Consider the following 12,221-nt stretch of genomic DNA (forward strand, 5'->3'; position numbering starts at 1 on the left):
TCAATCAGTGATTCTGGTTGTTAATAAGCCACTGCGCAGCTTGCTATCAGTCGGATCTGAGCGCTGGCCGGTGAACCAGAAGTTGGGCATAGCAAAGCATAGATTGATCGTCATGTCAGCGACTGTAACCGCAGCTGTTTGGTTGTTATTCAGCCACGAACTTTAAGCTGCAAGACAGTGTCAGTGAGCGACGCTAGACTGGCGCCACTAAAATTAAAGATCGCAGGAGTCGTGCGAATGACAGCAAAACAAATGACCTGGGCAACGATGGCCCTCGCCCTGGCAGTGCAACCAGCGCTGGCCGACAGTGACACCCTGGAAGCCGACTGGCTGTATTTGACCACTCAAGGCAGCTGGATCGAACGTTCGGCTGAATTGAATCAAGCCAGCGAAACCTTGCCCTTGCCGGTCGCCGATTTATCCGCTTCGGCGTTCTGGTGGCAGGCTGACGACGGCAATTTACTGCTTAGCTGGCAAACGCCGCAGTCCAGTGATTGGCTGACCGAGGGTGAGTTGGTTCAGGTGGATGACTGGTCTGGATCCTGGGCGGTAGAGCGGGTATCGGCGTCCAATCTGGTGCTGTCACAGGATGGCGTGCAACGTGCGTTGCCGGAGGATCAGTGGTATCGACTCAGCTGGTTGGCGGGTCAGGATGGCAATGATGTCTTTGAGTTGACCGTGCAACAGCAAGCAGCGACCCGCAATGCCTTCCGTTACGCCTGGTTCGACGGCAGCCTGGGCGCCGAAGTTCGTTACAGTCTGGATCTGGAAGCGGCCCGTCCCACTCTGCGTCAGCAACTCGTGCTGCACAACAACAGCGATTACAGCGTTACCGCGCCCGGCTACAGCTTTGCGCAAAATCGATCTCAGGGTCGGATGATGCTGGCGCGCAGTGAAAGCATGGCCATGTCCGATATGGCTGTCGCAGCGCCCAAGGCCGGTGACAGTGCCGGTCAGGCAACGCTGCAATCTGATCAGCCAGTGCAACTGCCTGCTGGCAGTCACGCCTGGTTGTCGGTGCAGGAGACCGAGCTGAGCGCTATTCGTCACCACTATCGTTTTGCCTGGAATACCCGACAGACAGGTACCTTGCCGGGGCAGTGGTCGCTGACGGTGATCTCCGAGGATGATCTGCCATCAATGGGTGGTCCGGTGCAGGTGGCGGTCTGGGACCAGCAGGTGGCCTTGCTGGAAACTCAATATCAGCCGCAGCAGTCGACGCGCTCTGAGTTGGCGCTGGGTGCATCCGATATGATGACGCTGGCCACCGAAACGCTCGGGTCCAGTGAATGGGAATTAGTGTTGACCAACCGCAACAGCCGCAGCGCAGAAGCGATTCTCGACCTGTCGCACTGGAATAATGACAGCAATGCCGAAGCGGGCTTCAGCATGTCGGTTCCGGCGCAGAGCACGCAACGCTTGCAAGTGCGCTTGAACAACGGCCAGTTGTCGGTACGGCCGTTGTAGTTAAATAACCAGAGATAAATAACAGAGTTAAATGATTGAATAGTTAAATGGGGCGGCGGGTGCCTCCAGGTCGAGCCTGGCGGCAGCCTGCCCAGCCGCCCACTATGGGGGTTTACCCCCAGCACAGGTGAAGTCGGGTGATAGGCCCCAACTTCGAATTCCACCTTAGACCAAGAGGCTGTTCTTGAAAGCGCTTCTTACAAAAAGGCACAGCCGGTTACCCATTGCAAATTGTGGCTACGAACTGCAATGAAGGTGGGAGCCAGGTGAGCAATTATCATCTTTGGGGCAGCATCAGTTCGGTGCTGTTTGCGCTGACGGTTTACGGCCTTTGGATCCAATTAAATAAGATTCGGCAGCGCCGTCGCGAGCGACATTTCCCCGCCACCGATCAATTATCGGTGAATCAATTCTTCTCCAGTTATGTGGCCTTTTACGGCAATTTTTTGTTTGGTCTGGCGGTGCCGGTGCTAAACCACTATCTGGTTTGGACGCGGCTGGCAGCGCTGTTGTTGATTCTGAATATTCTGTTTTGGATCTGGTGGGAGCGGCGCACGCGCTGGTCGTTTGCAGCCTTGATGGTTGGTGAGCTGTTACTGTTGGCCGGATTGTCGGTGTTTCTTATCCGGCCACTACCCGCTCTGCTTAGCTTGGCCAATACGGTGATAGTGGTCATGACGGTGGTGCTGGTACAGGGCACTGTTCAACAGATGGTGGTGGTGGTGCGGGCGCGTTCCGCCGGTGTTTTATCTCGCCGTATGTTGTTGTTCACGCTCACCAAAGATGCTTCCACTCTGGCTTTTGCGCTGACCATGCCACTGTCTCAGAGCTGGCCTTTGCTGATGCTTAATGGTGCCAGCATCGTCACGCGCGGAGCCTTATTTCTGCTGGTGCTGCGCGCCTATCGGATAAAAGGATAACGCCATGCAAGCGTTGCGTACCGAACGCTGCTTGATTACTCCCTACTCAGCGCGCGATCTGGAAGGCCATCGCGCCATCTATCATTCTGCGGCGGTGCGGCGGCATCTGTCCTGGACCGCCGCGCCTGAACTCGACCAATTGCGCGAGCTCTATATCGAGCGAGCCAAGCGCTGGCAGGCACATACCGCAGGATCGGGTGCCTTCAGCGTGCGCTTGCACGGCAGTGATGACTACGTCGGCTTGTTATTGCTCAAAGCCATGCCCTACGGCGACGGTGAGTTTTCCGAGCGCCTGGAGATCGGTTGGCACCTGGCGGAACCTTATTGGGGCAAAGGGCTGGCGACAGAAGCGGCGCAGGCATTGCTGAATTATGGCTTTGAGGTGCTTAAGTTGGAGACCATCTGGGCTGTGGCTGTTCCCGACAACAAGGCATCGCTGGCGGTGATGGAACGGCTCGGCATGCGTTACGTGGAAACCACAGATCGGTATTACGGTGAGCAAGGGATACTTTATTCAATCAGTCGGGCGGCCGACTAGCAGCGGGCCGCCTGACTCAATTTTGGCCGGTATTGCTGTAGTGGTGAGTTACATCGCCAACATGCAGCACCGGTGCTGCATCAATATCAGTGGCTTGCATCAATTCCGCCAGTTTCTGCAGCGATGACAGAATCATCGTCTGCTCCCACTCCGGCAGCGTATCAAAGCGTTCGACGAAGCTTTCCTGCAGCGGGCTCGGCGCATCTTCAACAATTTTCTGACCTTCATCGGTCAGCTTGGCATGCACCCGGCGGCGATCCACATCGCTGCGCACGCGCTGCACCAGACCGCGTTTTTCCAGTCGATCAAGAATGGTAGTGACCGTCGCCTGAGACAGATTCACGTCTTTGGCTACGGTGCCAATGGTGACATCACCGAGCTTGTCGATGGCCATCAGGATCAGCAGCTGCGGCGATGTCAGGCCGCTGTGCTTACTCAACTTCTTAGAATGAATATCGGTGGCGCGAATAATTCGACGCAGCGACACCAGAACCTCATCCACCCGTTTCATTGTCTGATCCTTTACCACTGGGGTGCTGTCCCCCATGAGGGCGAGATTGTATCTCATATGAAAAGGTTCGTCCTCTAATGAAACATTTTAGAAACCTAAATTAGGTTAGCCTCTAGTCTAGTCGGAATTCAAGAAATATTTTAGTGTGCTAAAGAAGTTGATGGCACAATTAGCGCCTGAGCTTGCATTGAGTCCCTAATATTGTGCTAAAATGCTTCGCATACTAAAGATTAGACAAAGAATTAAAGTAACGAGAGGGCCTAATCGGCTCTACAGCGAGGTCTGAAGCAAGGTCATGAACATCACGTTGCGACCAGCAGTATCGGAAGACGGCTCGGCCGTTCACCAATTGGTGGCCAGTAGTCCGCCCCTGGATACCAACTCTATGTACTGCAATCTGTTGCAGGCCAGTCACTTTGGTGAGACAGCGGTGGCGGCAGAGATGGATGGCGAACTGGTCGGCTTTGTTTCCGGCTATATCAAGCCGGGTACCACGGACACCTATTTTTTGTGGCAGGTCGTGGTTGGCAAGGCTGCGCGTGGTCAGGGTCTGGCCAAGCGCATGATCCAGTCGTTGATGGATCGTCCGGCGATGCAGGCGGTGACTTTCCTGGAAACCACCATCACCCCGGACAACGAACCGTCGCAGCGCTTGTTTAAAGCCTTGGCGCGCGATTGGGATGCGGGTCTGGAAGTCGGTGTGCTGTTCGATAAAGAGCGTCATTTTGGCGGCCAGCACGAAAGCGAAGAACTCTATCGGATAGGCCCTATTCGCCACTAAGGCATGGGTCATCTTTAACTGTTTATTACCCCAAGGGGAGAAACCACCATGGAAATTTTCGAACAACTCGAATCTCAGGTCCGTTCATACAGCCGCAGCTTTCCGACCGTGTTCACCACGGCCAAGAATGCGCGTCTGAAAAACCGCGAAGGCACCTCCTATATCGATTTTCTGGCCGGTGCCGGCACGCTGAACTATGGCCACAACAACGATCTGTTGAAGCAGCCGTTGATTGACTACATCCAAGCCGATGGTGTCACCCATGGTCTGGATATGTTCACCGATGCCAAAGAGCGCTTCCTGCAGGCCTTTAACGACATCATCCTGAAACCGCGCGATCTGGACTATAAAGTGCAGTTCACCGGCCCGACCGGTACCAATGCGGTTGAAGTCGCGTTGAAGATTGCCCGTAAGGCGAAGGGTCGCAGCGGTATTGTTTCGTTCACCAACGGTTATCACGGTTGCACCCTGGGTGCTCAGGCCGCGACTGGTAATAAAGGCCAACGTGGCGGTGCCGGTGTGGCACTGACTGACGTCACCCGTATTCCTTACGACGGCTATGGTGAAGACGGCGACGACTTTATGGGTCTGAAACTGCTCGACCAGTTGCTGACCGATCCGGGCAGCGGTGTGGAAACGCCGGCCGGTGTCATCGTCGAGACCGTTCAGGGCGAAGGCGGCTTGAACGCTGCCCGTATGGAATGGTTGAAAGAACTAGAAAGCATCTGCCGCAAACACGACATGCTGCTGATCGTCGATGACATTCAGGCGGGCTGTGGTCGTACCGGTACCTTCTTCAGCTTCGAGCCAGCTGGCATCAAGCCGGACGTGGTAACGCTGTCTAAATCGCTGAGTGGTTATGGTCTGCCGTTTGCCGTCACTTTGATGCGTCCGGAGCTGGACCAATGGAAGCCGGGCGAGCACAACGGTACTTTCCGCGGTAACAACCTGGCGTTCGTCACCGCTCGAGTGGCGTTGGAAGAATACTGGAAGGACAACACTTTCGAGCAGCAGATTGCTGAACGCGCCCAGCTGATTGAGCAACGCTTTAATGGTCTGGCCAAGCGTTTTGGTGAAGGCGTTATTACCGTCAAAGGCCGTGGCATGATGCGCGGCATGGCAGTACCGGATGGCGAAACCGCTGAGCGTATTTGCCGCGAAGCTTTTGCTAACGGCCTGATTGTGGAAACCAGTGGCGCCTATGACGAAGTCGTTAAATGCCTGTGCCCGCTGACCATTCCGCTTGAAGACCTCAAGCGGGGCCTCGATATCCTGGAAAACGCCTTTGCCAAGGTGCTGCCGGAACTGAAAGCCAAGGCCAGCTAAAGCGAATTCAGCACAGGGTGTGCATGTCCCGCTCGATTATGGGCGGGCTTTTTTACACCTCGAATTAGTCGACAAGTTGTTAACAGTTAAAAGAGGAAAGCAAATGATCGTTCGTACTTTGGATGAGTGCAGCAACTCCGAACGCAAGGTCAGTTCCGAAACTTGGAACAGCGTGCGTATGTCACTGAAAGACGATGGCATGGGCTTCTCGTTCCACATCACCACCATCTATGCCAATACCGAAACGCCGATTCATTATAAGAATCATCTGGAGACGGTTTATTGCATCTCGGGTGAAGGTTCGATCCTCGATAAGGCCACTGGCATTGAGCACGACATCAAGCCGGGAACCATCTATATTCTTGATCAAAATGACGACCATATTTTGAAAGCCAAGAGCGAGCTGAAATTGGCCTGTGCCTTTAATCCGCCGTTGAACGGCAAGGAAACGCATGGTCCGGACGGTGCTTATCCGTTGGAAGCTGAAGAAGTGACCGACTGAGCTGGTCAGACGAAGGCTCTGCGCGAGCCTTCGTCGTTCCCGAGAGCGGTTTCGAGCGGTGGGTGATGACAGCCAGCGCCCGAAGCCGGTTTCGGCAAAGCGTTCTTTGCAGTAACAGCAAATCACAATCAAAGCAGGCCCAAGGCCGCGCCGGCTCGCCGCCGGTTGTTGACTTGGAGCCGAAGGAGGTAACACCCCCATGGCGAACCATACGGTCGAAAAAATCGGCGGTACGTCGATGAGTGACTACAAGGCGGTCCGGGACAACATTGTCCAGGTGGACCGCGATCCGGCCGATTTGTATCAGCGCATCTTTGTGGTGTCGGCGTACGGCGGCATCACCAACCATCTGTTGGAACATAAAAAGTCCAAGGAACCGGGCGTTTATGCGCTCTTTGCCAACAACGATTCCGATTGGCAATGGAGCGAACGCCTCACCGACGCCGCCAAGGCGATGCGGGAAGTGAATGCCGAGATGTTTGATCTGCCGCATTCACGCAAGCAGGCCGACCAGTTTATTACCGAGCGCATGGAAGGCATTCGTTCGTGCCTGCTCGACTTGCAGCGGGTCTGTTCTTACGGCCATTTCCAAATTGAAGAACACCTGGCAACGGTGCGTGAAATGCTCGCGGGTGTTGGTGAAGCGCACTCTGCATTTAACACGGCTTTGTTGTTACAGGCGGAAGGCATTAACGCCCGCTTTGTCGATCTGACGGGCTGGCGTGAACCGGACAATCAGATGATGGATGAGAAGATTCATCGCATCTTCAGCAAGTTCGATCTGAGCCAGGAAATGCCGATCGTCACCGGTTACACCCAGTGCAAAGAAGGTTTGATGAAAACCTTCGATCGCGGCTACAGCGAAATCACCTTCTCGAAAATTGCTGAGCTGACGGACGCGCGCGAAGCGGTGATTCATAAGGAATATCACCTGTCCACAGCGGACCCGAAAGTGGTCGGTGCCGACAAGGTGATGCCAATTGGTCGCACCAACTACGATGTGGCCGACCAGCTGTCGTTGATTGGTATGGAAGCGATCCACCCCAAAGCCGCCAAAGGCTTGCGTCAGAAAGGCATCGCGCTGCGCGTGAAAAACACCTTCGAGCCGTACCACGATGGCACCCTGATCACCAACGATTACCGCAGTGAACAACCGGCGGTCGAAATCGTTGCCGGCAAGCCGCACATCTTTGCCATTGATGTGTTCGATCAGGACATCGTCGGCGAGCCGAACCACATTCTGGAAATCCAAAAACTGGTGCAGGATTTCGACGTGCCCTTGTTGGCCAAAGAACATAACGCCAACACCGTTACGCTTTACCTGGACACCGGTTTGAAAGTGGTTAAGCGCATCAAGTCACGACTGGAGCGTTACTACCCGGGTGCCGATATTTCCAGCCGCAAGGTGGCCATGGTGTCGGTGATTGGTAGCGATATGAATGTGCCTGGCATTCTAGCCAAACTGAGCAATGCCTTGGCCGATAATAAAATCAGCGTCCTGGCTATTCACCAGGGAATGCGTCAGGTTGACATCCGCGTGGTCGTGGAAGACGATCAATACGAAGCCGCACTGCGAATTCTGCACGGCTCTTTGATCGAACCCGCGAAACAGGATAATGCCGAATGCGTAGCCTGATTGGGCTGATGCTGGTAATGCTGCTCACCCCAGCCTGGGGTGAGCAGTCTAACAACGCTCCCACCGCCTCTGACCTTTATAGCGACAACGATGTCGCCCAGACCATCGAAAATCTTGATGAGCCGATGTATAACCCCTTTATCGAACGTTATCTGCTCGATGAAGTGCGGTCGTTGCGTCAGGAAATGATGAATTTCCGCGTTGAGTATTCCGACAAGCTCAATGCCAAACAGCTGGAACTGGCGACTCAATCGGTCACCTATTCCATCGACACCATTACCTATTTTTTCTATCTGATCGCCGGTGTGTCATCACTGCTGGTGGTGGTGGGTTACGCCAACATTCGTGATATCAAAGAAAAAGCCCACACCTATGCGGACCGAGAAGTCACCAAGCTGGTGTCGTCTTATGAAAAACGGCTGAAAGCGTTGGAGCAAAACCTCAAGGAAAAAACTCAGGTTATTGAGGAAAACCGCGAGGAAATTGAGAAGACCAACGAGATTCATTCGTTGTGGTTACGCGCCAGTCAGGAAACCAGCGCGCAGAGCAAAATTCAGATCTACGATCAGATTCTGACGCTGCGTCCTTTCGATACTGAAGCGCTGACTTATAAAGCCGATGCGGCTCTGGAACTGGATGAAACCAAATGGGCGATCAGTCTCAGTGAGCAGGCATTGGATATCGATCCGGAACACGCTCATGCTTACTACCAGATGGCGTGCGCTTACGCTCAGCAAAGTGACGTGAAAGTGGCGCTGGAGTATCTGGAGAAAGCCATCGGGCTGGCGCCGTCTTATCGCGACGAAGCGCGAACCGATGCGTCCTTTAAAGGTCTGCGCCGACTGAAAGATTTCAAAGCGCTGACCGAAGTCGACGACGATACTTCAACCAACAGCTAAAGCTCGCCGCACACCTGATTACGACCCGCGTACTTGGCCATCGCCAGACGCTGGTCGGTTTTGAAGATCAACTGTTCCAGCGATAAACCGGGTTCCCAACTCATTACGCCTGCGCTTAACGTTAGTGAGCGTTTGATGCCGTCGACCCGACTTTCGGTAAAGCGTTGGCGCAGACGGTTGATGGTAATGACCGCATCTTCAATATTGGTTTCCGGCAACAACACCATAAATTCTTCTTCGCCATAGCGGGCGGTGATATCGGCGTCACGAAGGTCACCTCGAATTAAATCCGCTAATGAGCACAGCACCCGATCGGCAGCTTGATGACCGTAGGTATCGTTGACGCTCTTGAAGTGATCCAGGTCGATCAACGCCAGTGAAAACGTATTGCCATAGCGCTTAGCCCGGGCGTTGAGGCGGTCGAGTTGTTCGAGTACAAAGCGACGGTTGTGCAAACCGGTCAGAGGGTCACGTACCCGGGCATCATTGAGCGCTGCCTGCTGCGCTTGAACGTCGGCTTCCAGACGTTTTTCGGCACTGATGTCTCTGACGATCACCAACACCTGTCGGCAATCGGCCAGCATCACCGGCAGCAGGGTCAGTCGTACCCAGTGTGCTTCGCCTTCACGCCGTAACCGCCAGACTTGCTGCTGGGTTTGCTGAGTATTGAGTACGCTACGGATGAGTTCGCTGGCATCGGTGGCGCCGTCTTCCAACTCAAATAAATCGCCCGGCTTGGGCATGGATTCGCCCTTGACGGGCTGATGGCCGAGCAGTTTTTCGGTGGTGTCATTCCAGGCGAGCACAGACTGATCGGCGTCGAGCAGCAGATAACCGCTGTCGGTCGCGTCAAATAATTCGGCGTAATGACGTACCAAACCTTCAAAGAAGGCATCGCGTTCGCCGTCAGTGGGCAGCGTTTGGTAGTGGCTGATCCAGGCGTCCATGAAGTGCGATTTTTGTTGGATGTGCCGGGAGTATAGCTGAAGCGTAAATCAGTCCCAATCTCTGTTCGGATTTATGCTTTTCGAAACACAGCTTCGACCGCAACGCGCCATTGCGGCGTCCAGTCGTCGGTAGGTTTGCGGCGGAATTCGCTGCGCACAAATTGATTGATACGTCCTTCCGCCAGCGCCAGCATAAAGTTAGCCGCTTGCGACGCCGTCAGCGTTGACTTCAAACCTTCGCGAATTTCTGCTTCGCGGATGATTTGTTTCAATTGCGTTTCCAGTCGATCAAATACCTGGGCCACGCGCGATCGCAATCGTTCAACTTCACCGGCCAATGCATCACCGATCAGAATACGGCACATGCCCGGATTGCGTTCAGCAAAGGCCAGCAACAGCGTCAGCAAAGCTTCGCACTGCGGAATGGCGTTGCGTTCTTCTTCGAGGATGCGGCTGACGCGGGAAAAAAGGGTGTCTTCAATAAACTCGATCAACCCTTCAAACATCTTCGCCTTGCTCGGGAAATGCCGGTACAACGCCGCTTCGGAAACGCCGACCACCTTGGCCAAGCGCGCTGTGGTGATCGGCTGGCCGGGACTGGTTTCCAACATGTGGGCCAGGGCTTGCAGGATCTGGTCGCGGCGCGACAGTGATTCGGTAGGCAAGGTAGCGGTCATTGGGCGTCCGTCTGGTTGCTGATCAAAGTACCCACGCCGCGATGCGAGAAAATTTCCAGCAAGGTGGCATGGGCGACACGGCCATCGATGATATGCGCACTGGTGACGCCGGCAGCAATGGCGTCGAGCGCGCAACGGATTTTGGGCAACATACCGCCGTGAATGGTGCCATCGGCGATCAGGGCATCGACTTGAGCGGTATCCAGCCCGGTCAGAACCTTGCCTTCTTTGTCCTGAAGACCGGCGATGTTGGTCAATAGAATGAGCTTTTCTGCACCCAGCACTTCGGCCAGTTTGCCCGCGACCAGGTCGGCATTGATGTTGTAAGAAGCACCATCGCTACCGACGCCAATGGGGGCAACGACCGGGATGTAACCGCCATCGGTCATCAGCTGGATCAGGCGAGTATCGACTTTTTCCACTTCACCGACATGACCGATGTCGATGATCTCGGATTTTTGCAGATCGGGCGTGCGGCGAGTGACTTTTAACTGCCGCGCCTGAATGGTATGGCCGTCTTTGCCGGTGATGCCGAACGCCTGGCCGCCCGCCTGGTTGATCAGGTTAACGATCTCTTTATTGACCAGACCGCCAAGCACCATTTCGACCACATCCATGGTTTCGCTGGTGGTGACCCTCATGCCCGACTCAAAGCGGCTTTCTATATTCAGTCGCTGCAGCAGGTCACCGATTTGCGGACCGCCGCCATGCACCACCACCGGGTTAATACCGACGGTTTTCAGCAGCACTATGTCACGCGCAAAGCTGGCTTTTAAGGTCTCGTCGACCATGGCGTTGCCGCCGTATTTGATCACCACCGTCGCTCCCTGGAAGCGCTGCAGATAGGGCAGCGCCTCGTGCAGGACGTTAACGAAATTCAAAGCGGTGGTGCGATCAACAGACATGAATGGGTCCTGGTTGCTAGGGTCAGGGCAGTTGGAGGCGGTGCCAGCAAGGCATAGATGATACGCAATTTAGACGCTGGGGTCGTGCTCTGTCAGCGGACTTTTGAGGTCGATTTTGCGTCGAACCAGAGCGCGCTTTTGACGCTGGCGCCCCCACCAGCCACGACCGACCCGGTAGCTCGCATAGACGGCCAGACCATAAGGCCCGATTGCCCAGCGAGCGGCCGATTTAACGCCCCAATCCAACGCCAGCTGACCGAGAATGGGCGACAAGCGTTGCCGAGCATCGGGTTGGAAATCGCGACCCAGGGTTTTGCGTGTCGCCTCAAGACCCGGGTGCAACAGCCCCAATCCCAGGTCGACCCAATCCATCTGCCGGCTGTGATGGTCGCCGTTGATGGCCCAGTAACAGAAGTGTTCGCAGTTATTGGCGTGGACGTTGTAGCGGTTTTCGCCCAGGCGGCTACGGGCCCGGGCTATTGCCTGTTCGCGCGTGAAATAGCGGTTGCCATGGTCGCGGCGGTGCAGGGTGCGACCGTCGCAGAACTCGGCCAGACTGGTTTCCGCCAAGGGTCCGGCCTGAAATCCATCGACCCAGCCAGCGTAGTGCACAACCAGCCCCTCACCGACATAGAGGCCGTGATGGCTGTAACCGGAGCGACGTACCCATAGGTGATCGCCGGGAAGCAACGTATCTGAATCCGGGTTGATGCGCTGATTGTTGCGTTGGAAGAGGCGTGCCTTGGCCATACTGCTGCCTGTGTTTGTCACTCAATGTCTATCTTGCACATTCACACCGGAAACGCACCTGCCATTTGGTTGTTTTCGGTATTTTGGTTGCGCCATATAGCCTCAGCTTGCTTGGATTTCATTTTTTAGGGGCGGAATCAACGTTTAGGGGTGAAATCAAAACCCCTGAGTGTCGCTGAGTTAGAATCTTCGTTCACAAAAAATGATTAGTGTTATAACTTATTGATTTGAGCACAAAAATATCAATGAGCCGTCTTTTGCTCCGGTCGCCTCAATCTGGGCAGGCGCACTGGAAGACCTTTAGGGACCTTACTAAATTGTCGCTATACAGCCGTATTTAGTGGTTATAACTGGATTAAATG

13 protein-coding genes are annotated in these 12,221 nt (G+C 54.7%); 8 read left to right on the forward strand and 5 right to left on the reverse strand.

Features of this window, described 5'->3' with window-relative positions:
- Positions 1-237: 237 nt before the first annotated feature.
- The 3 genes from ABMA60_RS01725 to ABMA60_RS01735 all read left to right on the forward strand — a co-directional run bounded on the left by ABMA60_RS01725 (position 238) and on the right by ABMA60_RS01735 (position 2,925).
- On the forward strand, positions 238-1,467 hold the full coding sequence (locus ABMA60_RS01725; RefSeq protein ID WP_392797776.1) for a hypothetical protein: 1,230 nt from the start codon (positions 238-240) through the stop codon (positions 1,465-1,467).
- Positions 1,468-1,733: 266 nt separating this feature from the next.
- Positions 1,734-2,387, forward strand: coding sequence for a hypothetical protein (locus ABMA60_RS01730; protein WP_392797778.1), 654 nt, complete (start codon positions 1,734-1,736; stop codon positions 2,385-2,387).
- A 4-nt stretch (positions 2,388-2,391) separates the two neighbouring features.
- The gene (locus tag ABMA60_RS01735; protein ID WP_392797781.1) at positions 2,392-2,925 is read left to right on the forward strand and encodes a GNAT family N-acetyltransferase; all 534 of its coding nucleotides are present in this window, start codon (positions 2,392-2,394) and stop codon (positions 2,923-2,925) included.
- A gap of 16 nt (positions 2,926-2,941) precedes the next feature.
- Here ABMA60_RS01735 and ABMA60_RS01740 read toward each other — a convergent pair whose 3' ends face one another.
- Entirely contained in the window at positions 2,942-3,436 is a 495-nt protein-coding gene (locus ABMA60_RS01740) for a MarR family winged helix-turn-helix transcriptional regulator (protein WP_392797784.1), read from the reverse strand.
- A gap of 295 nt (positions 3,437-3,731) precedes the next feature.
- Here ABMA60_RS01740 and ectA point away from each other — a divergent pair, with 295 nt between their 5' ends.
- From ectA to ABMA60_RS01765, 5 genes are all read left to right on the forward strand, one after another.
- Positions 3,732-4,217, forward strand: coding sequence for a diaminobutyrate acetyltransferase (gene ectA / locus ABMA60_RS01745; RefSeq protein ID WP_392797787.1), 486 nt, complete (start codon positions 3,732-3,734; stop codon positions 4,215-4,217).
- A 48-nt stretch (positions 4,218-4,265) separates the two neighbouring features.
- Positions 4,266-5,543, forward strand: a complete 1,278-nt coding sequence (ectB, locus tag ABMA60_RS01750; RefSeq protein ID WP_392797789.1) for a diaminobutyrate--2-oxoglutarate transaminase — start codon at positions 4,266-4,268, stop codon at positions 5,541-5,543.
- Between the two features lie 103 nt (positions 5,544-5,646).
- The gene (locus tag ABMA60_RS01755; RefSeq protein ID WP_392797792.1) at positions 5,647-6,045 is read left to right on the forward strand and encodes an ectoine synthase; all 399 of its coding nucleotides are present in this window, start codon (positions 5,647-5,649) and stop codon (positions 6,043-6,045) included.
- 199 nt (positions 6,046-6,244) lie between these two features.
- On the forward strand, positions 6,245-7,681 hold the full coding sequence (locus ABMA60_RS01760) for an aspartate kinase (RefSeq protein ID WP_392797794.1): 1,437 nt from the start codon (positions 6,245-6,247) through the stop codon (positions 7,679-7,681).
- On the forward strand, positions 7,669-8,580 hold the full coding sequence (locus tag ABMA60_RS01765; RefSeq protein WP_392797797.1) for a TPR end-of-group domain-containing protein: 912 nt from the start codon (positions 7,669-7,671) through the stop codon (positions 8,578-8,580). Before ABMA60_RS01760 ends, ABMA60_RS01765 begins: the two co-directional genes overlap by 13 nt.
- Here ABMA60_RS01765 and ABMA60_RS01770 read toward each other — a convergent pair.
- The 4 genes from ABMA60_RS01770 to ABMA60_RS01785 all read right to left on the reverse strand — a co-directional run bounded on the left by ABMA60_RS01770 (position 8,577) and on the right by ABMA60_RS01785 (position 11,859).
- A complete protein-coding gene (locus ABMA60_RS01770) occupies positions 8,577-9,527 on the reverse strand; it encodes a diguanylate cyclase (RefSeq protein ID WP_392797800.1) in 951 nt (316 codons plus the stop codon). The genes ABMA60_RS01765 and ABMA60_RS01770 overlap by 4 nt on opposite strands.
- Positions 9,528-9,598: 71 nt before the next feature.
- A complete protein-coding gene (gene slmA / locus ABMA60_RS01775) occupies positions 9,599-10,204 on the reverse strand; it encodes a nucleoid occlusion factor SlmA (protein WP_392797802.1) in 606 nt (201 codons plus the stop codon).
- Positions 10,201-11,109, reverse strand: a complete 909-nt coding sequence (gene argB, locus ABMA60_RS01780; RefSeq protein WP_392797805.1) for an acetylglutamate kinase — start codon at positions 11,107-11,109, stop codon at positions 10,201-10,203. Before argB ends, slmA begins: the two co-directional genes overlap by 4 nt.
- A 69-nt stretch (positions 11,110-11,178) precedes the next feature.
- The gene (locus tag ABMA60_RS01785; RefSeq protein ID WP_392797809.1) at positions 11,179-11,859 is read right to left on the reverse strand and encodes a lecithin retinol acyltransferase family protein; all 681 of its coding nucleotides are present in this window, start codon (positions 11,857-11,859) and stop codon (positions 11,179-11,181) included.
- Positions 11,860-12,221: the final 362 nt, after the last annotated feature.

It is taken from the genome of Saccharospirillum sp. HFRX-2, assembly GCF_043196805.1.
In the GTDB taxonomy this organism is placed as follows: domain Bacteria; phylum Pseudomonadota; class Gammaproteobacteria; order Pseudomonadales; family Natronospirillaceae; genus Saccharospirillum.

Excerpts from the sequence above, each read along its gene's own strand:
- ABMA60_RS01765 (WP_392797797.1), top strand. The coding sequence starts at position 7,669 with ATGCGTAGCCTGATTGGGCTGATGCTGGTAATGCTGCTCACCCCAGCC.
- ectB (WP_392797789.1), top strand. The coding sequence starts at position 4,266 with ATGGAAATTTTCGAACAACTCGAATCTCAGGTCCGTTCATACAGCCGC.
- ABMA60_RS01735 (WP_392797781.1), top strand. The coding sequence starts at position 2,392 with ATGCAAGCGTTGCGTACCGAACGCTGCTTGATTACTCCCTACTCAGCG.
- ABMA60_RS01740 (WP_392797784.1), bottom strand. The coding sequence starts at position 3,436 with ATGAAACGGGTGGATGAGGTTCTGGTGTCGCTGCGTCGAATTATTCGC.
- ABMA60_RS01770 (WP_392797800.1), bottom strand. The coding sequence starts at position 9,527 with ATGGACGCCTGGATCAGCCACTACCAAACGCTGCCCACTGACGGCGAA.
- ABMA60_RS01760 (WP_392797794.1), top strand. The coding sequence starts at position 6,245 with ATGGCGAACCATACGGTCGAAAAAATCGGCGGTACGTCGATGAGTGAC.
- ABMA60_RS01785 (WP_392797809.1), bottom strand. The coding sequence starts at position 11,859 with ATGGCCAAGGCACGCCTCTTCCAACGCAACAATCAGCGCATCAACCCG.
- ectA (WP_392797787.1), top strand. The coding sequence starts at position 3,732 with ATGAACATCACGTTGCGACCAGCAGTATCGGAAGACGGCTCGGCCGTT.
- ABMA60_RS01755 (WP_392797792.1), top strand. The coding sequence starts at position 5,647 with ATGATCGTTCGTACTTTGGATGAGTGCAGCAACTCCGAACGCAAGGTC.
- ABMA60_RS01725 (WP_392797776.1), top strand. The coding sequence starts at position 238 with ATGACAGCAAAACAAATGACCTGGGCAACGATGGCCCTCGCCCTGGCA.
- argB (WP_392797805.1), bottom strand. The coding sequence starts at position 11,109 with ATGTCTGTTGATCGCACCACCGCTTTGAATTTCGTTAACGTCCTGCAC.
- slmA (WP_392797802.1), bottom strand. The coding sequence starts at position 10,204 with ATGACCGCTACCTTGCCTACCGAATCACTGTCGCGCCGCGACCAGATC.